Source organism: Bordetella tumbae, from assembly GCF_054780995.1.
The window spans coordinates 23214-43580 of the sequence record NZ_BAAGVG010000022.1 but is presented as its reverse complement, the minus strand read 5'-3'; the positions used below and the strand labels follow the sequence as shown (position 1 = coordinate 43580).

The window sequence follows — 20367 nt, the reverse complement described above, 5'->3', positions numbered from 1 at the left end:
TCTTTCGCAATTTCGCACGGGAGCATTGTCATGAGCCGATTCCTCGGCCAGATCCGCCAGTTGGGCTATGTGGTGCCTGACATCGAGGCCGCTATGGATTACTGGAGCAAGACGCTGGGCGTTGGCCCCTGGTATTACAACCCGCGCGTACCTATCGTGAATTACCACTACGACGGCAAACCGTACGAGCCGCATAATTCGGTGGCCTTGGCGAACTCGGGTTTTGTGCAGGTGGAGTTGATCCAGACGCGCAACGACGTGCCGTCGATGTACCGCGATTTTCTGCAAGCCGGCCGTACCGGTCTGCAGCACGTCGCATACTGGACGGAAGACTACGACGCCGATCTGGAACGCCTGCTGCGCCAGGGGTTCAAGCCCAAAATGAGTGGCGAAGTCGGCGAGCGTGGCCGCTTCATTTATTTCGACACTGAATATCATCCCGGCACGGTGATCGAGTTGTCTGAAGTCGCCGGCCCCAAAGGCCGCATGTTCCAACAAATCCGCGAGGCTGCGGACGGCTGGGACGGCAGCGATCCCGTGCGTCCGTTTCCCAATCTGGGGGCCCAATGAGCGGTGACCGCATCCTGGCCAGCTATGTCATCGAGACACCGCTGGATCCCGCGGCGGTTGCCGAGGTGATGGCGGGCGAACAGTCCAGCGGCACGTTTACGCGTGTCGCGGGCGAGACGGATGATTTGCGCGCGCGTGCTCGTGCGACAGTCACTTCAGTGCAATTGTTGGACGAGGTCGATGCACCCAGTCTGCCCAATGCGTGGCTGGAGCGTCGCGGTCAGCCCGGGCCATGGCGCCGCGCGCGCATCGATATTGCTTTTCCTCCGGCGAATATCGGTGCAAATCTGCCCACGCTGGCCAGCACGGTGGCGGGCAATCTATACGATCTGGGCGAGGTCACGGGCCTGCGGCTGGAAACGTTGCATGTCCCGGCGTCGTATCGCGAGCGATTCGATTTTCCGCGTGTCGGCATTGCCGGTACGCGCCGTGCAACCGGGGTGTCGCAAGGGGCGCTGGTTGGTACGATCATCAAGCCGAACGTGGGATTGACTGCGCCGCAGATTGCAGAACTGGTTGCGCAGTTGTGCGCGGCTGGCGTCGATTTCATCAAGGACGATGAAGTATGCGCCGACCCCGAGCATGCGCCGTTGGCACAACGTGTGCCGGCCGTGATGCGGGTCGTGCGAGAGCATGCCGAACGCACTGGCAAGAAAGTCATGGTGGCGTTCAACATCACCGACGAAACCGACGCAATGCGCCGTCACGCCGATCTGGTCGAGCGCGAGGGCGGCACGTGCGTGATGGCGAGTTTGAATGCCTGCGGATATTCCGCTATTCAAAGCCTGCGCCGTCATACGCCGTTGGCTTTGCATGGCCATCGCAACGGATTTGGCGCCTTGTCGCGGCATCCGTTGTTGGGCATTGGCTATCAGGCCTACCAGACGCTGTGGCGTTTGGCCGGCGTGGACCACATGCATGTGCATGGTTTGCAGGGAAAATTCTCGCAGGCGGACGAAGAAGTCATCTCGGGCGCACGCGATAGCTATACCCCGTTGGCAGAGGGATTGGCGCAAGACGATGTCGTGATGCCGGCGTTTTCTTCGGGGCAGTGGGCGGGTACCGTTCCGGCGACCTGGGCTGCGATTGGCCGCGATGATCTGTTGTTCATGGCGGGCGGAGGCATTCTGGCGCATCCCGACGGCCCGGCTGCGGGCGTGACGAGCATTCGTCAGGCCTGGCAGGCTGTACGCGCAGGCGAGGATGTGGCGGACTATGCGCGCGAGGCACCTGAGCTCGCCCGAGCCTTGGCGTTTTTCGGATCAAAATGAGCGGCATCTCGCCTCGCCTGGCGTATTACGGCGATGATTTCACAGGGGCTACCGACGCGCTGGCCACGGCGACGCGGATGGGTTTGCGCAGTCTGTTGTTCTTTGGTGTGCCGACTGCGGCGCAACTGCAACGCGTCGGTCCGCTGGATTGTCTAGGCATCGCGGGCGCTACGCGTGCAATGGCACCCGATGCCATGCGTGCCGAATTGCAGCCCGTTGCCGAGTTTTTTCAAACGCTCAAGCCGCGTGTCGTGCACTACAAGGTGTGCTCCACTTTCGACAGTGCCCCGCAAGTCGGCAATATCGCCGTCGCCATGGAAACATTGGGCAGGGCCGTCGATCAGGTCAAGCCGTTTATTATCGGCGGCCAGCCCAGCCTGGGCAGGTACTGCGTGTTTGCGCAGCTGTACGCGGCCGCCGATGGTGAGGTTCATCGCATTGATCGTCATCCCACGATGAGCCAGCATCCGGTTACGCCCATGCATGAGGCCGATCTGCGGCGTCATTTTGCGACGCTGGGCGCGGGGCGTGTCGAGGGGGTGGACATGCGCACGTGTGCGCTGGGCGTTGATGCCATCGCCACCCGTTTGTTCTCTGCATGGGATAACGGTGCGGATGCGGTGCTGTTCGATGTTGCGGAGTCTCGGCATCTGGATGCGATCGGCGCCGTGTTGGCGCAGGCCTCTGAGACGGAGTCCCTGCTGGCCGTCGGCGCCAGCAGTGTGATCGAGGCACTCGGAACGCAATGGGGTGGCGCCGAGAAACACGCGGCGCACGATTCCTTTGCTGCGGCACAAGGACCGGTGTTGTTATTGGCAGGCAGCCTATCGCCGATGACGGCCAGACAAGTCCAGGCCGCTGCTTCCTATCGAAAAATCCGTCTGGATCCGGTACGCCTGGCCAGTGAGGATGCTGTTTATCAGGCCGCCATGGTGGCGGAACTCGCCAACCTGCTGCGCGAGGGCCAGCATGTGCTCGCATGGATGGACAACGCTCAAGGCCAGCGTACCGCAGGCGTACAAAGCCAGGCCTTGGCTAGCGCAGGTGGCCGTCTATTAGATGCAGTGTTGCGCCGCACTCCAGTCAGGCGCCTGGGCGTTGCAGGGGGAGACAGTTCCAGCCTTGCCATGCAGACGTTGGACGCATGGGGCTTGTCCCACATCGCGCGTGTCCAACCCGGCGTAGCACTGTGTCGCTTGCATAGCGACGTGCCTGAATTCGACGGCATGGAAGTCATGCTAAAAGGCGGGCAAATGGGCACGGAAGATTTGTTCGAGCGGTTTCTACTTGGCGCGTAACGTGTTTCGCCGGTCGCGTGTCCATGACGCTTGTCGCGTGCACGCTTCGCTGCGGCACTTGTGCCGTTTCTCCTACAGCAATCCCGCCTTGCGCGCCTGGGCGACGGCCTGGGTGCGATTGGCTGCCTGCAGTTTGATGTTCAGATTACGCAGATGCGTGCGCACCGTATTTTCCGAGACGAATAGCTTTCGTGCGATGGAAATATTGGAATGGCCTTCGGCCAAGAGTTCGAGGACGCGTGTCTCTTTGGTGGTCAGCGGATCGGTCAGAATGGCGGACGTGTCAGCCGCCTGAGGAACCAGGTTCAGGCCCGTCTGCAGTTGGTATTTTTGCAGCCAGGGCAGGGCTCTTGGTTCCTCACTCAGCCAACGCTGACCCGCCGGTGCAGCGTGAAATCGTGTCAGCAGATCAGCGACAGCGGTACCTTCGTCGGCGATGACGCGGCACAGGTCTTCGTTGACGGCGGTTTGCAGGGCTTGCGCCAGCAATGTGTGTGCTTTGCTGTCTTGCCCCAGTTTTTCGCAGGCGACTGCTGTCAGCAGGCGCATTTTGAAGGCCCGGCGATATCTGCCGGCCTGGATCGCCGCGTCAGTGTCACGCTCAAGCTCGGCGATCGCCCACTGCAGGTCGCTATGGTTGCCGGCATAACACGCCCAACGCAGTTTTCCCAGCCGCGGATAGAGCAGATCATTGGCGGGCAGGCGCAGACGCTCTACGCGTTGCCACAGGTCATCATCCTCGGCGCGTAGCAGTTCATCGCGCGCGGCGCTGCTGTGGCCTTGCAGCAGCAAGAATCGAGCTCGTTCGACCCGAGCGCTGGCTGCTATGCGTGGCAGCCTCCGCTGGTGACCCAGATATTCCAGTTCGCCCAGCAGATAAAACGTACGGTCAGTGTCGCCATTGAGGAATGCGATGCGCGACAGCATGAGGTAGCCCAGGATCATGTGATCGGGCAGGGCAACATCCCGTCCCAGCGGGACATAGACGGCGAGCAATCGTGAGGCTTGCGCCAGGTCCCCTGTTTCGTAGACCCAGGCGGCATACAGTACGCCTGCCCAGGCGTTGCCGCCGACAGGGCCAGGCATGTCGCGATGCGTGGCATGCACGGCTGTCAGAAAGCGAGCGCCGGCCTGACGCATGCGCCCCTCTTGCAGATCGATGATGCCCTCGACGGCTTCCGAATACATATGATTGAAGCGGCTCGCGGCAACGCCTTGGGCGCGGCGGGCCGTGTCCAGCCAACGGCGGGCGTCCTGGTAGCGTCCGAGAACGGCGGCAACGTTGGCCATCGCGTTGAGCAGCGCGGTTTCTGTAAAGGAGAGTTCGCCTTGCAGGGCCGCGATACCAGGCATGCCGATCTCGTACGCCTGTTCATGGCAGTCCATCATGGACAGCAGCAGCGGGCGCAGGGTGCGCACGTGCCGTTGTACCGCGGGATCGGTGTGGGCGGCGAGCTTCAGTTCGTTCATCAGCAGGCTGGCCTCGCTCGGCCCGCGTGTCATGCACGTGGCCCAGATTTGCAGGGCTTGCAGAACAGGCTGTGTGGCGAGCGTCGCGGGCGGGATCTGGGCGAACCAACGGGCCAGCAGTCCCATGCGGCCCTCTGCAGCAAGGCGAGCCGCATGCGTTTGCAGGAGTTCGATCGCGAGTCCGAAATCACCGCCGTCGATGGCGTGGTCGATCGCCGGAACGGGCCTGTTCTGTTGTAGAAACCAGGCCGATGCGCGCCGGTGCAACGTGGCGATTTCCGAGGGCGCCTCGGCACGTAGTTGTGCCTGTAAATAGGCGGCGAACAGGCTGTGATAGCGATAACTGTGGTCATCGAGGCCGTCGCTGCCCAACAGCAAGTGCGTGCTTTCCAATTGCGTCAGCAAGGCCGCGCAGGGGAAGTCGGGCAACAGCGCTTGGCACAACGGCGCGTTCAGCCGTTTCAGGATGCTGGTACGCAGCAGAAAATAGCGTACCTCGTCAGGCAAGCCTGCCAGAACGTCCTGTGCCAGGTATTCTGCGATGGATTGTTCGGTACCAGAAAAACGGGCGACAAAGGCGCTGGCGTCGGCATGCCGGGACAGCGACAACGAGACCAGCCATAGTGCGGCAATCCAGCCCTCTGTTTTGCGATGCAGCTGATCGATATCCGCGGGGCGCAAGGGCGGCGCCATGTCGGCGAACAGACCGGCCGTCTCTTCGTGTGAAAAACACAATTGTGCTGCATCGATCTCCAGCAGTTTGCCGCGGCTGCGCAGCCTGCCGAGATGCAGCGAGGGTACATGCCGGGTGCCGATGAGCAAGCTGCCATGATGCGGAAAATCCGAGATCAGATCCTGAACAAGGTCCAGTACGCTGCGTTCGGTAATGGATTCAAAGTCATCCAGAAACACGGCGAATGGATGAGCCAGCGAAGCAATATGCGTTTTGACAGTCAGGGCTAGTTCGAGAACGTCGGTATGTGGAAGGCGCGAAGAATCTACCGCAGCCGTTGCAGGGTCGCGTGCTGGCGCAGGCGTGTTGATCGATGGCTGGTTTTGCGGCGCCGTCAGATTTCGCAGTGCTGTGCACAGGCAATGCAAAAAGCGCACGGCATCGTTGTCCGATCTGTCCAGCGTCAGCCAGGTGACGGAGATCGATGAGCGCAGCATCTCATCGCGGCATTGCGCCAACAATGAAGTCTTGCCATACCCCGCCGGGCCACGCAGCAGTACCACTTTTCCCGGCGCTTGCAGGCATATCTGCTCGCGCAGCGCATGCCGCGTCACGTGATGAGCAGACACCATGGGGGCATTCAGTTTGCCGCTGACCAGGGTGGCCTGCAGCGTGGGGGGTAACTGCATAACGACCTGTATTGGAAACGAATACGTGAGGGAGGGGGCGGGTAAACCCGGGCCATATCAAAAATCACCCGTTTGGACGAAGACGCAAAACGGGTCCCTAAGATACAAAAAGAACCTGTACAGGGCAATGGCGTGTACCCGCATTGCACCGGAAAAATAATGATCGGAGACAACTTGTGAAGAAATCCAAGGCGGTGATGGCGTTGTCTGGCCTGATGTTCTACTGCGCTGCGGCTTGGTCTGCTCCCGCGCAGGGCCCTGTCAAGATCGGCGTGTTGACGGACATGAGTTCGGTGTACTCGAATATCGGCGGCAGCGGCCTGGTAGAGGCCGCGCGCATGGCGGTCGCGGATTTTGGCGGACAAGTGTTGGGCAAGCCTATCGAGCTGGTCTACATCGATGGCCAAAACAAGGTCGACGTCTCCAGCGCCGCAGCGCGCCGCTGGTTCGATCAGGATGGCGTGGATATGATCACCGACCTGCCTACGTCGGCGACCGCCTTGGCTGTCAGCGAGGTGGGTCGCGAGAAAAAGAAGATCATCATGGTCACCAGTGCGTCGACCTCGGATCTGACGGGCAAAGCGTGTTCGCCCTATACCGTGCACTGGACGTACGACACCTACGCCTTGGCCAGCGGCACCGGTGCAGAGGTCACTCGCCAAGGCGGCAAGCAATGGTATTTCATCACGGCCGATTATGCGTTCGGGAATGCGTTACAGGCCGACGCCAGCGCCGTGATTGAGCGCGGTGGCGGCAAGGTGGTAGGCGCTGTGCGTTCGCCGCTGAACTCACCGGATTTCAGCTCTTATCTGTTGCAGGCACAGGCTTCGAATGCGGGCATCGTGGGGCTGGCACTGGGTGGCGGGGATTTGATCAATGCCATCAAGCAGGCCGCTGAGTTCGGCGTTGGGCGCGGCGACAGCAAGCAACGGCTGGTGGCGCTGCTGGCCTTTTTCTCGGACGTGAAATCGATCGGGCTGGAATTGGGGCAGGGCCTGCTCTTGACGGAGGCCTTCTACTGGGATCAAAGCGATGCTACCCGTCATTGGTCGCAGCGCTTTCAGGACAAGGTCGGACGTAAACCGACGATGACACAGGCCGGCACTTATGGCGCAGTGACGCATTATCTCAAGGCCGTTCAGGCCGCAGGGACGAAGGACTCGGACGCCGTGATGGCCAAGATGCGCGAGACACCCATCAACGATTTCATGACGCGTGACGGCAAGCTGCGTATTGACGGGCGAGTGGTGCGCGATATGTACTTGTTCCAGGTAAAGACGCCAGCCGAGTCGAAAAGCGAATGGGACTTGTACAAGCAGGTCGGCGTGATTCCCGGTGACGTGGCGTTTCGCCCGTTGAATCAGGGCGGTTGCCCGTTGGTGAAATAACAGGAGGACAGACATGATCAGCCAGGACGTAGTGGCCTTTGGACAACCGTTGCAGCGCATTGAGCGCGCGACGCCACAACCGCGGGGCAATGAGGTGCTGTTGCGCGTGTTGGCAGCCGGCGTATGCCATACCGATATTCACACGTGGGAGGGTTCGTACGATCTTGGTGGCGGCAAGCGTTTGAACATGGCGGATCGTGGCGTTGGTTTGCCGTTGACGCTGGGCCACGAGACGGTGGGCGAGGTGGTTGCCGTTGGGCCCGACGTGACCGATGTCCGGCCGGGCGATCGCCGTCTGGTCTATCCATGGATTGGTTGCGGCCAATGCCGGGTATGTTTGCGGGGGCGGGAAAACCTATGCACGCAACCGCGTTTTCTAGGCATATTTCGAGCCGGCGGCTATAGCGATCATTTGTTGGTGCCCCATTCGCGTTATCTCGTGGATATCGGCACATTGACCCCCGAGCAAGCCGCACCGTATGCATGTTCGGGTTTGACGACCTACAGTGCGATCAACAAAATCGATCGTGACGTGCTGGCGCAAGAGGCAGTGCTGGTGATCGGCGCTGGTGGCCTGGGGTTGATGTGCGTCACCTTGTTGCGTGCGATGGGATGCGGCAGTGTGATTGTGCTGGAGCCAGACGGTAAGCGCCGTGGCGCGGCGCTGGCTGCGGGCGCTACATGTGCGGTGGATGCGGGGGCGCCGGATGCGTTGGATCAAATACGCGTCGCTGCGGGCGGTCCCGTATGGGCAGTGATTGATTGCGTTGGCCACGGCACGACGGTGCAACAGGGACTGGATCTGTTGGCCAAAGGCGGCCAGTTGATTGTCGTGGGATTGTTCGGCGGTGAACTGACATTGTCGTCGGCCTTGCTGCCCATGCGCGCGGCGACGGTCCAAGGTTCCTATATCGGCAATCTGGGCGAACTGCAGTCGCTGATGCAGTTGGTGCGGGAAAAACAGCCCACTTTGATTCCGACGTCCTGCCGTTGCCTGGACGACGCTGCCAGCGCATTGCAGGACTTGTCGCAAGGTCGCGTGGTGGGACGCTTGATTCTCTGCCCCAGTGCGAATGATTCAGCGACGGCCGCATCATGACGCTGAGTTTCGATTCGAATTACGCCATGACCATTGACGGCCGCGCGACGCTGTCGTCAGAAAGCATGGATGTGCTGAATCCTGCGACAGAAGAGTGCATCGCGCGTGTGCCGGATGCCTCGCTGGATCAACTGAATGACGCAGTCGCCGCTGCACGGCGGGCACAAGCCTCATGGTCAGTGCAGCCGCTTGCCCAGCGGCAGCAGGCGCTGAATGCGATGGCCGATTTGCTGGCATCGCACACAGACGGCTTCATGCGTCTGTTGACACGAGAACAGGGCAAGCCCCACGCTGATGCCAAGGCCGAGGTCGGGCGTTGCGTCCATTGGCTGCGCGAATACGCGAAGCGGGTGTTACCTGTGTCGCGGCATGATGACGGTGTGGGCCATATTTTCGAGACGCACCATGCTCCCATCGGTGTGGTGGCCGCCATCGCACCGTGGAATTTCCCCATGACGCTGGCCATCTGGAAAGTGGCGCCGGCATTATTGGCCGGCAATACCGTTGTGTTGAAACCCTCGCCATTCACACCGCTGACATCACTCAAAATGGGTGAACTGTTTCGCGATGTGTTGCCGCCCGGTGTGTTGAACGTGGTCAGTGGCTCCGATCGTTTGGGGCCATGGCTGACCGAGCACCCTGGCATCGACAAAATAGGCTTTACGGGTTCAACCGCTACTGGGCGCCGTGTCATGCAAAGTGCGTCCAGCCGGCTCAAAAGGATCACCCTGGAGCTCGGCGGCAATGATGCGGCCATCGTTTTGCCGGATGTCGATGTGGCACAGACCGCACGTGCTTTGTTTTGGGGTGCATTTCGCAATAGCTCGCAATATTGCCTTGCGACGAAACGCATGTATGTGCATGAAAGCATCTACGAGGACTTCAGCCGCGAGCTCGTGGCCTACGCACGTACCGTCGAAATGGGCAACGGTGCTGATCCGGGCATTGGATTGGGACCGATTCAGAATCGCATGCAGTATGAACGGGTAAAGGATCTGATATCAGATGCGCACCGTACGGGTGTGAAGTTCTTGCTGGGAGGCAATGTGCCTGAGGGCAAGGGATACTTCATCCCGGTCTGCATTCTGGATAACCCGCCGGATGATGCACGATCCGTCACAGAGGAGGCATTCGGCCCGGTGTTGCCGCTATTGAAATATCGCGACATTGATGAGGTCGTGCATCGCGCCAACGATAGCGATTATGGTTTGGGAGGCTCCGTCTGGAGCCGGGATCAACACTTGGCGTATGAGATCGCGGGGCGTCTGCAAACAGGTATGGTCTGGGTCAATCACATACATGTGATGTCGCCGAACGCGCCATTCGGCGGACAGAAACAGTCAGGGATCGGTGTGGAAAACGCAATGGAGGGATTGCTGGAATACACCAATGTGCAGACGAGAGTGACGCTCATAAATTAAATGGCATGGCAGGCGCCGTGTCCTCGGCGCTTCGCCCCCCGCCGCTTAATCCTCCAGTACTTCGTGCGCCCCTTGATTGCCGCGCCGCCAATAGGCAGACGCACGAATGCGGGATTTGTCGATGCCGCGCTCCTGGACGAGATACTGGCGCACGCTGCGAATAGCGGCGGACTCGCCTGCAGCCCAGATGTAGCCTTCGCCCTCGGGCAATTGCAGACGGCGAACCACGCGTTCCAACACGGATTCGGAGCCCTCGGCGTCGGTGCCGCCGTTTACCCATTGCACCGTAGCGTCGGCTTGCGTAGGCAGGTCGATGCGGGCATCGGGGCCGCGGGTTTCGATGACAGCGAGCACGCGTTTGCCTGCGGGGAGTTCTTCCAGACGCCGCGCGATAGCGGGCAATGCCGTTTCATCGCCGATCAACAGATGCCAATCAAAATCATGCGGGATGACAAACGAACCGCGCGGCCCGGCAACGCCTAAGTGTTGGCCTGGCGCTGCTTGAATGGCCCAAGTACCGGCGGGACCGTGGTCGTGCAGCACGAAATCGACATCGAGTTCTTTGGTGTCCGGGCGATAGCTGCGCGGCGTGTAATCGCGCGCCTGAGGGCGTGCCACGCCGGCGGGAAATTCCGGGCCGTTGGGGCCGATGGTGGGAATGACAGGCAGAGCGTCACCCTCGGGCAGAAAAACTTTGACGTGGTCGTCAAACGAAGCGGAGACAAAGCCCTCGAGATCATCGCCGGTCAGCGTGATGCGCACCATGTGCGCACTCAGCGGCTGTACGCGGCTGACTTGCAGCAGGCGGGACTTCAGGGGATGCCGGACTTTTTGTACGGCATAGCGGTCGGTGGATGCGGTATCCATAAATATCCTTGTATCAGTGGCGTCAGTCAGTGACGGGATCACAGGACCCGGCTGCCTGACCCAGAATGTCCGCCGTGGCGCGTTCCAGGATGACGATGATGCGGCGTTGCTCGGCCTCGTCGGCTTCGGAGCGGCGCACGAGCGCTTCGCGCAGGGCGCGGCGGGCCTCGACGTATTCCCGCAGCCAGCCGCTGGCTTGGACGGCTTCTTGCGCGCCAGGGTCGCCTTGCCAGGCTTGTTTCATCCAGGCCATCTTGCGCGCTACGTGTTGCAGGCCTGCGAGCAGTAGTTCTACCCGGTCGCGTTGGCTGTCCAGATGGGCACGGCCAGCGTCGGCCAAGTGATAGCGTTTGCGGGTGCCATGCGTCTCGACGGTGGTGTAGTCGAGTTCCTCGAGATAAGTCAGCGCAGGGTAGACCACGCCGGGACTGGGCGTGTAGTAGCCGTTGGTGCGGGCTTCTATTTCCTTGATCAGTTCATAGCCGTGGCGGGCTTGTTCTTCGATCAGGGCCAAGAGCATCAATTGCAGGTCTTCGGCGCTGAATTTACGGCCGCGCATCATGCCGTCGCCGCCCATGCCATGCCCGCCACGCATCATGCTCTCGCCCCCCATGCCATGGCCACCACGCATTTTGCCGTGACCGCCATGCCGGCCATGGTGGCCGGCGGCGTCCTGGGCGGGCGAGGTATGACGCGAACCAGATCGATGCAGATCGTCAGGGTGCGTAGGGTGTGTCGGGCGTGTTTGCGTATCTTTCATGTATCGTACGATATATCTAACGATATTGTGATGTCAAGGCTAATGATTTGGGTTTTGGCATTGGTACGAACAATCCCGCCAGGGAAAAAAGAATTCGCAATGTTGTTTCGTTGAGCAGCAAGCTGCATTTCATCGATAAAAACCCCGGTTTCGTCGAAAAAATATTGCGCTGCTGCAATGAAAACGCAGAATCTCGTATCCAGACCTTTCTGCATGGGGAGCGGTGCGCGGAAAGGAGGCCTTCTTTCGTCCGGGAACTTCACATCATCATGAATCAATCCACATCGTTCTCTGCGCGCCGCGTGTCCTTTCCATCGATGCGCCAGAACGCGCTGCGATTGGCGATCCTGTCGGCACTCGGTGTGTGGGGATGCAGCTTGACGGGAGATGTCCGTGCAGGGACCTGCTGGGGCACTGGTGATGACGGAAGCTATGCGTACATGTACGGCATGTGCAAGGGCGATGACGGCGTCGATAAAAACAATGAAAAAGACGGTGAAACTGGCGGAGATGAAAATGGTGTGACCACGACGAGATCCCACTCCATTGATGCCGCGACCTACATTAACGTTTTGGGCTCCCAAAACACCATGGGTGTCGTGACTGGCGCAACAACGGGTGGAGCAGGCGTCGACGAAGGGACGGCGGGAAACGGTGGACAAGTCACCGTGACGAATGCCTATGACGTGACGTTGACAGGCACGACGATCTCCAACGTGAACAGCTTGATTCTCGCGGGTTCCTACGGCGGTCAAGCCGATCAGGACAACGACAACAATGACTCCAATGGCGGGCAGGGCGGATTCGGGCAACTCGTGACCGTCCAGAACACGGGTAACTTGACGATAGAGGGCCCGGTAGATACCCCCACGACGGGTCTCTTTGGCATTAACGCTACCTCCACAGGAGGCGCCGGCGGCCAACAGAACGATCCCACACTCGAGTACGGCGATCAGATCGGCGGGACGGGGGGCAATGGCAGTACGGTGACCGTCACCACTAGCGGTGCGATCAACCTCGGTAGCAGTGGTGCGCGCTTGCGCACGAATACGATCGGGGCGGCGATTTCTGCAACGTCAGTAGGCGGAATGGGGGGGCAAAAAAACGGCAACGCCGGCACGGGTGGAACGGTGCAGGTGACGCAGTACGGTTCGGCCACCAGCTATTGGCAGGTCAATCAGGGCGCAAAGATTTTCGGAATCAGGGCAGAGACTTCGGGAGGTGACGGTACTGCCTCTACGGACGATAGTGACAATGGCGGAGATGGCGGGGGTAATTCTCCGAACGGTAATGGCGATTCACCCGCCTGGACCCAGAAAGTGGTTGTCGATGCCTATGGTTCCGTATTGGTGGATGTCGAATGGTCAGGCTCGACTATCGAGGGGGCCGGGATAGCTGCCAGAGCCTTGGGCGGCAAAGGTGGCGGCGGGCCAGACAAGGATCATTCGGGCGGCAATGGCGGCGATGGCGGAACGGCGACGGTGAATCTACATTCCGGCGCCACCGTGACGACGCGGGGCGAAAATCTCGTGGGCATCGCGGCACAGAGCCTGGGCGGGCAGGGCGGCGACGGCGCGGACAGTACCGCCCTGGCTGGCCAAGCCGGTGGCGGGGGATTTGGCGGCGATGCGGGTACTGTGACCATACAGGCCGACGACAATACGACGATTACAACGAATGGAAATTTCGCGATAGGTGTGGTCGCGCAGTCGATTGGCGGCGGAGGCGGCACCGGCAGCGATTTTGTATCAGTGCTGGGCGGCCAAGGCGGCAACGGCGGCAATGGCGGCAATGCCGGGCAAGTCTACGTCACGACCGACGGATCGATTCAAACAAGCGGTCAACATGCCTATGGTGTCGTGGGGCAATCCATCGCAGGCAGTGGCGGCGCGGGCGGAGCAGACACGTCTTCGTTCGTATCGCTGGGCGGCGGCGGCGCGGGCGGTGGTTCGGCCAGCTCGGTTCAGATCACCAATTCGGGATCGATTACCACGTCGGGCTACGACTCGCACGGCATCGTCGCGCAATCGATCGGCGGCGGCGGCGGGGCATCGGGCAGTGCGACAGGCCTGCTCAGTGTCGGGGGTAATTCGTCGGATGGCACCTCGGGATCGGACGGCAATAGTGTGGTGGTCAACAATACCGGCGGCACGATTACAACCACAGGTGATGCCGCTATCGGCATGGTGGCGCAGTCCATCGGCGGCGGTGGTGGCAGCGGCGGCGATAGCTTGGGCGTGGTGGGAGTCGGCGGCGCAGGGGGCGGTGGCGGCTCGGGTGGCAGCGTTACGTTTGGCGATCTCGGCCAGGTCACGACGTCAGGCCAGTTCAGCCCCGGTGTCGTGGCGCAAAGTATTGGCGGTGGCGGTGGCAATGGTGGGGATACGTTTACGGCGTCCGTTGGGGTTTCCGTGGCGATTGGCGGCAGCGCCAGCGGTGGTGGCAATGGTGGCGAAGCCTGCTTGAGTAACCATGGAGGATGCGGGAGCGGAACAACCTCGTATTCGACGGGGAATATCGTGACCCACGGCAATTACTCGTCCGGGATCATCGCGCAAAGTATCGGCGGCGGCGGCGGTACAGGAGGCAGCGTCAAAAATGTCAGCCTCGGGTCTTTTGTCGCATTGCAATTGGGCGGTAGCGGGGGCGACGGAGGACATTCCTCTGATGTCACGGTGGGCTATTCCAACCTGCATATCAATACCGGAGGCGCTCATTCGACGGGCATACTCGCGCAATCCATTGGCGGTGGCGGCGGCAATGGCGGCGGCGCCAGTTATTCCGATGCGACGGTCGGATTCAATGCCGCTATGGTGTTAGGCGGCAGCGGCGGGTCTGGCGGGACAGGGAATGCGGTCACAGTGAATCTGTCCAACTCGCATATCGCGACGGGGATGGATTACGACAGCTCGGCAATCGACCCCGAGACGTATGCACCCAACGATTCGCTCGGCATTCTTGCACAAACCATTGGCGGCGGTGGCGGTAACGGCGGCAGTTCCGCCGCCAGTGATGCGGTAGTGGCGGTGCCGACAGGCGACGGCGTTTCGGCGGCGTTCAATTTCGAATCATCGATTGGTGGCTCGGGCGGCTCGGGCGGTCATGCTTGTCCAGACGGCGGCAGTTCATGTACGACAGAGGTCGTGTTGAACAACGGCTCGACCGTTACGACGCTGGGCGATGGATCGCACGCTGTCGTAGCGCAGTCCATAGGCGGGGGCGGCGGTAATGGCGGCGACTCTTCCGTTTTGGCGACCACGATCGGCGATGAAACCACGGTGGCCGCGACGGCTGCCATGACCTTCGGCGGGACAGGAACCGCGGGGGGCGATGGTGGCGGCGTGCAGATCAGCCTGGGCGATAGCGGCTCGGGGTATGCGGCGTTGCCGCCACTATTGTCGACGCCTCCGACGAAAGACACGCCGCCGGCGTCTTCGATCATCACCTATGGCGATTACGCCAACGGCGTCTTGGCGCAATCAATAGGCGGAGGCGGCGGCAATGGCGGTATAGGCAGCAGTAATGCATACACTCATGGCGGCCCCACCTCCATCAAGGCGACCCTGGCGTTGGGCGGTACGGGCGGTGCAGGCGGCACGGGCGGCGATGTCAATATCACGTTGAATCCCAATTTCGTGATTCGTACGCTCGGTTCAGGATCACGCGGCATCGTTGCGCAGTCGATTGGCGGCGGGGGCGGTGCCTCTCAAGGGGGAACGATGAGTATCGCCTCGTCGTTTAGCGAGACGCCTTCTGCGCGCCTTCAAGTTGGCCTGGGGGCAACAGGCGCCTCTGGCGCGACGGGCGGCACGATCAATGCGACGCTGCAGGGGGCGATCCGTACCGAGGGCGGTGATGCCGACGGCGTGTTGCTGCAATCGATTGGCGGTGGCGGTGGATTAGGGGGATCGTTAGGCGCGGACGCATCGTCCTATCCCATTCTGGATCGGATCGGCACCCATAGCGACAATAAAGAGCGCCTGGACGATACCGGCTCGACGTATGCCTTCGGTGTCGACGTGGGAGGCAATGGCGGCACGGGCGGGAACGGCGGCACGGTGAATACGACCTTTGCGGGGAAAATTGGTACCAGCGGTGATTGGGCCGACGGCTTGGTCTTGCAATCTATCGGCGGCGGCGGCGGTACAGGGGGCTCATCAACCTCCTCGGGCAGCAAGGTTCGGGCGAATGCCCTGATCAGTGTCGGAGGCACAGGAGGATCCGGTGGCAACGGCGGTGCATTGAATGTCTATTTCGATGACGAGCACAACAATAGTATTTCCACCGCAGGGTACTACGCCTACGGTGTGCTGTTGCAGTCCATTGGCGGCGGTGGTGGCCAAGGTGGCGACGGTTCGGACCAGGCCTACGGCACGATCACAGTTGGCGCGTCCTACGGGGGAACTGGCGGTCAGGCCGGCGATGGCGGCACCATACAGGTGGCCGACGGGGCGAATGGCCCAGGATGGCTGACGGTGAGTACTGGGGGGGATGATGCGCCTGGTCTGGCCATGCAGTCGATCGGTGGCGGTGGCGGTATCGGTGGCGCGGGTAATAGCGCGTCGAAACTGCTCGCGCAAAACAGTCATGCCATGCAGGTGTCGGTAGGCGGCAGCGGCGGACTGGCGGGCAACGGTGGCGTGGTGAATGTCAGCACGGGGCTGAACTCCATCACAACGGGGGATCGGGCTTACGGTGTGTTGGCACAGTCCATCGGCGGCGGTGGCGGCCTGGGCGGCGCCGGTGAAGTGCAACACTACAGCGGCGTGGGGCTCGGCGGCACCGAGGGTATATCAGGCGATGGTGAAACGGTGACGCTCAGTTTTACGAGCGACAGCTATATCAAGACATCCGGTGCCGGGGCGCATGGGCTGATTGCGCAATCGATCGGCGGCGGGGGCGGCATCGCGGGTGATACATCCGTCGGGACGGAATTGGGTACGAGCGGTTGGAAAGATAACGACTCTACACAGGGCAGCAGTGGCAGCGGCAAGGCGGTCACGGTCAATGTTGACGGCGATGTGCAGACCAGTGGCGTGAACGCGTTCGGCATCATCGCGCAATCGATCGGCGGCGGCGGCGGTCTCGGTGGCAGCGCCGATGGTGGTTTTGCCGGCAGTACCGGTGTATCGGGTGCCAGCGCCGGCTCCGGCGGCGACGTCACCGTGACGCAGTCCGGCCTGGTCAGTGCTGGCGGCAGCGGCGGCACCGGTATTTTTGCGCAAAGCGATGGGCCGGACGGCACGGGCGTCGTGACGGTCAACGTGAACGGTACTGTCGCAGGCGGATCGGGTTCTGAGGCCAACGGTGTCTGGATCGCCGGCAACAACTCGAATGTGCTCAACGTTGGTACCGATGGTGTGATTACGGTGGCCTCTGGCGGCACTGCAGTGCGTTACAGCGGCGTCGCCGGCCCACAATACAAAACCTCTTCCTTGGCCGTGGCCGATGTCGCGAGGCCGACATTGAGTATCGGCAATGCGGGCGTGATCAACGGCGACATCAACTGCCAGAACGGCAGTGGCAGTATTGCTTGCGATGTACAGAACAAGGAAACCGGTACGCTAAGCGGAGCGACGAGTTATCAGGCGAACATTGATAACGCGGGTCTGGTGGCGATAGGCCGCACGGCTGAGACGGACACGTTGACAGTATCTGGCGACTTTACGCAGCGGTCCACCGGCACGCTGCAGGCCAATGCGGATTTTTCGGCATTGCGTGCATCACATCTGGTGGTCAAAGGCGATACCAAATTGGATGGGCAAGTGAGCGTCGTGCCGCTGGCACTATTGCCTGGCCGCGAGGTTGCGGTGGCGACCCTTGAAGGCGGAATTCAGGGCACGCCCGTGGCCTACGATAGTCCGGTCGTTGACTACGATGCCACGCTGCAGGGGAATCAAGTCCACATGCGCGTGGTGAGCGCCGATTTTGCGCCCCCATCGATGAGTCTGGCGGATAACCAAGGCACGGTTGCCGCGCATGTGCAGAGTACGTGGAATCAAGACGGCGGCTCGAACGACTTGGCGCCGTTGTATGCCGCACTCGATATGGCCTCACGCGGCGGGGCGAAAAATTATTCCGACCGCTTGGCCGACCTGTCTCCTGGCGTCGCTGTCGCGCCGGCTGCACAGATGCAAGCCAGCATGGCGCGCTTCACGGGCGCAATGATGTCCTGCCCGATGTTCCAAGGCGCGGATGCGCTGTCGGGTGAACAGGATTGCCTGTGGGGCCAAGTATCCGGCGTGAACACCAATCAGGATGGCGATAACGGCATATCGGGCTTCTCGTTTGACGGCGTGACCTATCAGTTCGGCGGTCAACGCCAGGTCAGCCCGGGCTGGTTCTTAGGCGGGTCCGTCGCGTATGAAAACACGCATATGCGCGGCGACGACGGACGTGTCACCGGTAAAGGCGATAGTGGTTATGCCGGACTGGTGCTCAAGCGCGAAGCAGGACCATGGACCTTCTCCGCAGCATTGGGCGGCGGCTACGGTCAATACGATATTGATCGCGGCATCAACTTCCCCGGTATGCAAAGCACCGCCAGTTCCGACGTGGACGTCTATGGCGCGGGGATGCGTTTGCGCATCGCGCGCACCTTCGCCGCAGAGCAGTTTTATCTGAAACCTTATGTCGATCTGGACGCGTTCTACACGCGTATGCCTGGCTACAGCGAATCGCGCAAAGCCGAGCATCTGGATATCGAAAGCAGCGACAAATTCATCGTCGGCCTGTCTCCCACGCTGGAGATCGGCGGCCGGGTGCCGTTGACCAAAGGGACCACCATGCGGCCCTACATGTATGCGGGCGCGTCGTTCTTGTCTGACGACGAGTACAAGGTCAAAGCAAAATTGCAGGGCGCGCAGGCAGGCACTGGCAGTTTTGAATCGTCGATACCGATGGACGACGTGATAGGCCGCATCGGCGCGGGCATTCAAGTCTCTAATGCGGGCGGTGTGGACTTTCGGTTGCAGTATGACGGTGAGTTTTCATCACACGTACAAAGCCACCGAGGCTCGTTGAAATTGATGGTGCCGTTCTGAGCGCTTGGCTTGGATGCTGCACGAAACCTGGGAAACGTCAGTCAGCTCTCGTTTCCCAGGATGAGGCAGTCTTAGTTTTCCTGATCGACGCGCGATGCGCCTGCTTGCGAAAAATTGCGTTCCAGCACATCCAACGCGTGTGTCAACGCCTGGACGTCTTCGTCGGATAACCCTTGCAATGCGTCTTCAAAAAAGGCTTCGCGGCGAGGCAGGGCGTCGTCGACCACGGCTTGGCCAGCTGGCGTCAGCGAGGCATTGGTGACCCGGTTGTCGTTCCGATCCGCGCTGCGAGTGACCCAGCCTTGTTGTTGCATGGCCTGCAGCAAGCGGGTCAGCGAAGCCGGATCCAGCCGGCATTGTTCAGCCAGCATTTTTTGCGAACACTGACCATGTTCGTGCAGCGTGAACAAAATGCGCCAGCGCGGCAAAGCATGCCCCACACGGCCGCTGAAAGCGGCTTGCATGGAGCGATAGGCTTGGCCCAGATGCTGAATGACTTGCAGCCCTTGGTGTTGTTTCGGCAAAGTGAGGTCTCCTCGCGCAGAGGCCGGAAAGCAATGAGTTGAGACAGATTGTGCCAGGAAACGTCAGGCCGCCGTTAACGGGGCGGTTTGTTCCGGTCCGAACCGGGCCACCGTGCGCGCCAACTCATCATGCCAACGGGCCTTTTGCTCGTCAGAGACGAAGCTGGCGTCAAAGCTGTTTTTCGCTAACTGTACGGCGTGGCTTGCTCCCAATTGGGGCAGCGCCTCGAACGTTTCTACAAAATTCTGATTGAGATAGCCGCCGAAATAAGCCGGATCATCCGAGTTCACCGTCACGCACAGGCCTGCCTCCAGCAGCACCGCCATATTGTGAGCGGCCATCGTATCGAAGACGCACAGCTTGATATTGGACAGCGGGCAGACCGTCAACGGAATACGTTCGCGTGCCAGGCGTTCGACCAGCAGAGGGTCTTCGACACAGCGCACGCCATGATCCACCCGTTCCGCGCCCAGCAGGTCGAGAGCGTCGTGGATGTAGTCGGCCGGGCCTTCCTCGCCTGCATGCGCCACGATACGCAAACCCAGCTCGCGGCACCGGGCAAAGACACGAGCGAACTTTTCCGGCGGATTGCCGCGTTCGCTGCTATCGAGCCCTATGCCGATAAAGTGCTCACGGTAGGGCAGCGCCTGCTCCAGCGTGTCGAACGCGTCGGCCTCGCTCAGATGGCGCAGGAAACACAGGATCAGCGCGCTGCTGATGCCCAGCTGCTCGCGCGCGGTATCGCAGGCGCGAGTCAGGCCGCGGATCACCGTTCCTATCGGAACGCCGCGCGCGGTATGGGTTTGCGGATCAAAGAACAACTCGGCGTGTACGATCCGATCCGCTGCCGCGCGATGAAAATACGCCATCGCCATGTCAAAGAAATCTTGTTCGTGCAGCAGGACGCCCGCCCCAGCGTAATAGATATCCAGAAAGCTCTGCAGGTCGGTAAAGGCATACGCGGCGCGCAGCGCCTCGATGCCGTCATAGGGCAGGGTCACGCCGTTTCGCTGCGCCAGGGCAAAGATCAATTCGGGCTCCAGCGTGCCTTCGATGTGCACGTGGAGCTCCGCTTTGGGCATGGTACGCAGCAATTCGAACAGCTGCTGGCGGGGAAAATCAGTAAGTATGTGCATATTAAGAGCCGTATTTATCAGTAAGTTAGCGCGGATTCCTGCCCCTGGTTTGTTACCATAGCGGCACGCCGCTGGCTCGAAGCGGCTGGAATCCCCCAATACCATACCGGATTGCGGGCGATTACCCCTATTATTCCTAGTCGAGGTACCCGCGGGG

The 20367-nt window shown here is 60.9% G+C and carries 13 protein-coding genes; 7 read left to right on the top strand and 6 right to left on the bottom strand.

Features of this window, described 5'->3' with window-relative positions:
* Window positions 1-30 precede the first annotated feature (30 nt).
* The 3 genes from ACYVI2_RS22160 to ACYVI2_RS22150 are packed head-to-tail and all read left to right on the top strand — an operon-like array spanning window position 31 to window position 3139.
* Window positions 31-570, top strand: a complete 540-nt coding sequence (locus ACYVI2_RS22160; RefSeq protein WP_415820074.1) for a VOC family protein — start codon at window positions 31-33, stop codon at window positions 568-570.
* Window positions 567-1841 (top strand): ribulose-bisphosphate carboxylase large subunit family protein, encoded by a 1275-nt coding sequence (locus ACYVI2_RS22155; RefSeq protein ID WP_415820075.1) that lies wholly within the window; start codon window positions 567-569, stop codon window positions 1839-1841. The genes ACYVI2_RS22160 and ACYVI2_RS22155 overlap by 4 nt, the downstream gene beginning before the upstream one ends.
* On the top strand, window positions 1838-3139 hold the full coding sequence (locus ACYVI2_RS22150) for a four-carbon acid sugar kinase family protein (RefSeq protein WP_415820076.1): 1302 nt from the start codon (window positions 1838-1840) through the stop codon (window positions 3137-3139). Before ACYVI2_RS22155 ends, ACYVI2_RS22150 begins: the two co-directional genes overlap by 4 nt.
* Window positions 3140-3211: 72 nt before the next feature.
* On the opposite strand, the gene ACYVI2_RS22145 is transcribed toward ACYVI2_RS22150, so the two are convergent.
* Window positions 3212-5971 (bottom strand): LuxR C-terminal-related transcriptional regulator, encoded by a 2760-nt coding sequence (locus tag ACYVI2_RS22145; RefSeq protein ID WP_415820077.1) that lies wholly within the window; start codon window positions 5969-5971, stop codon window positions 3212-3214.
* Between the two features lie 197 nt (window positions 5972-6168).
* Between ACYVI2_RS22145 and ACYVI2_RS22140 the strand changes: the two genes are divergently transcribed.
* From ACYVI2_RS22140 to ACYVI2_RS22130, 3 genes are read left to right on the top strand one after another with little or no spacing between them, the layout of a single operon-like run.
* The gene (locus ACYVI2_RS22140) at window positions 6169-7359 is read left to right on the top strand and encodes an ABC transporter substrate-binding protein (protein WP_415820110.1); all 1191 of its coding nucleotides are present in this window, start codon (window positions 6169-6171) and stop codon (window positions 7357-7359) included.
* Between the two features lie 13 nt (window positions 7360-7372).
* Complete coding sequence (locus ACYVI2_RS22135; protein ID WP_415820078.1) at window positions 7373-8458, top strand: alcohol dehydrogenase; 1086 nt, start codon at window positions 7373-7375, stop codon at window positions 8456-8458.
* Entirely contained in the window at window positions 8455-9879 is a 1425-nt protein-coding gene (locus tag ACYVI2_RS22130) for an aldehyde dehydrogenase family protein (RefSeq protein WP_415820079.1), read from the top strand. The genes ACYVI2_RS22135 and ACYVI2_RS22130 overlap by 4 nt, the downstream gene beginning before the upstream one ends.
* 45 nt (window positions 9880-9924) lie before the next feature.
* Here the strand turns inward: ACYVI2_RS22130 and ACYVI2_RS22125 are convergent, their stop codons facing one another.
* The 3 genes from ACYVI2_RS22125 to ACYVI2_RS22115 are packed head-to-tail and all read right to left on the bottom strand — an operon-like array spanning window position 9925 to window position 11784.
* Window positions 9925-10746 carry a siderophore-interacting protein gene (locus ACYVI2_RS22125; RefSeq protein ID WP_415820080.1) on the bottom strand — a complete coding sequence of 274 codons (822 nt, stop codon included), beginning with the start codon at window positions 10744-10746 and terminating at the stop codon, window positions 9925-9927.
* Between the two features lie 22 nt (window positions 10747-10768).
* Window positions 10769-11506, bottom strand: a complete 738-nt coding sequence (locus tag ACYVI2_RS22120) for a PadR family transcriptional regulator (protein ID WP_415820081.1) — start codon at window positions 11504-11506, stop codon at window positions 10769-10771.
* Window positions 11503-11784: a hypothetical protein gene (locus tag ACYVI2_RS22115; protein WP_415820082.1), complete on the bottom strand. Its 282-nt coding sequence runs from the start codon at window positions 11782-11784 to the stop codon at window positions 11503-11505. The genes ACYVI2_RS22120 and ACYVI2_RS22115 overlap by 4 nt, the downstream gene beginning before the upstream one ends.
* On the opposite strand from ACYVI2_RS22115, the gene ACYVI2_RS22110 reads away from it, so the two are divergent.
* Window positions 11776-18549 carry an autotransporter outer membrane beta-barrel domain-containing protein gene (locus ACYVI2_RS22110; protein ID WP_415820083.1) on the top strand — a complete coding sequence of 2258 codons (6774 nt, stop codon included), beginning with the start codon at window positions 11776-11778 and terminating at the stop codon, window positions 18547-18549. The two genes, ACYVI2_RS22115 and ACYVI2_RS22110, sit on opposite strands and share 9 nt — an antisense overlap.
* Window positions 18550-18620: 71 nt before the next feature.
* Here ACYVI2_RS22110 and ACYVI2_RS22105 read toward each other — a convergent pair whose 3' ends face one another.
* Together ACYVI2_RS22105 and ACYVI2_RS22100 are read right to left on the bottom strand one after the other, a co-directional pair.
* Window positions 18621-19073 carry a MarR family winged helix-turn-helix transcriptional regulator gene (locus tag ACYVI2_RS22105; RefSeq protein ID WP_415820084.1) on the bottom strand — a complete coding sequence of 151 codons (453 nt, stop codon included), beginning with the start codon at window positions 19071-19073 and terminating at the stop codon, window positions 18621-18623.
* A 63-nt stretch (window positions 19074-19136) separates the two neighbouring features.
* Window positions 19137-20210, bottom strand: coding sequence for an adenosine deaminase (locus ACYVI2_RS22100; RefSeq protein ID WP_415820085.1), 1074 nt, complete (start codon window positions 20208-20210; stop codon window positions 19137-19139).
* Between the last annotated feature and the right edge of the window lie 157 nt (window positions 20211-20367).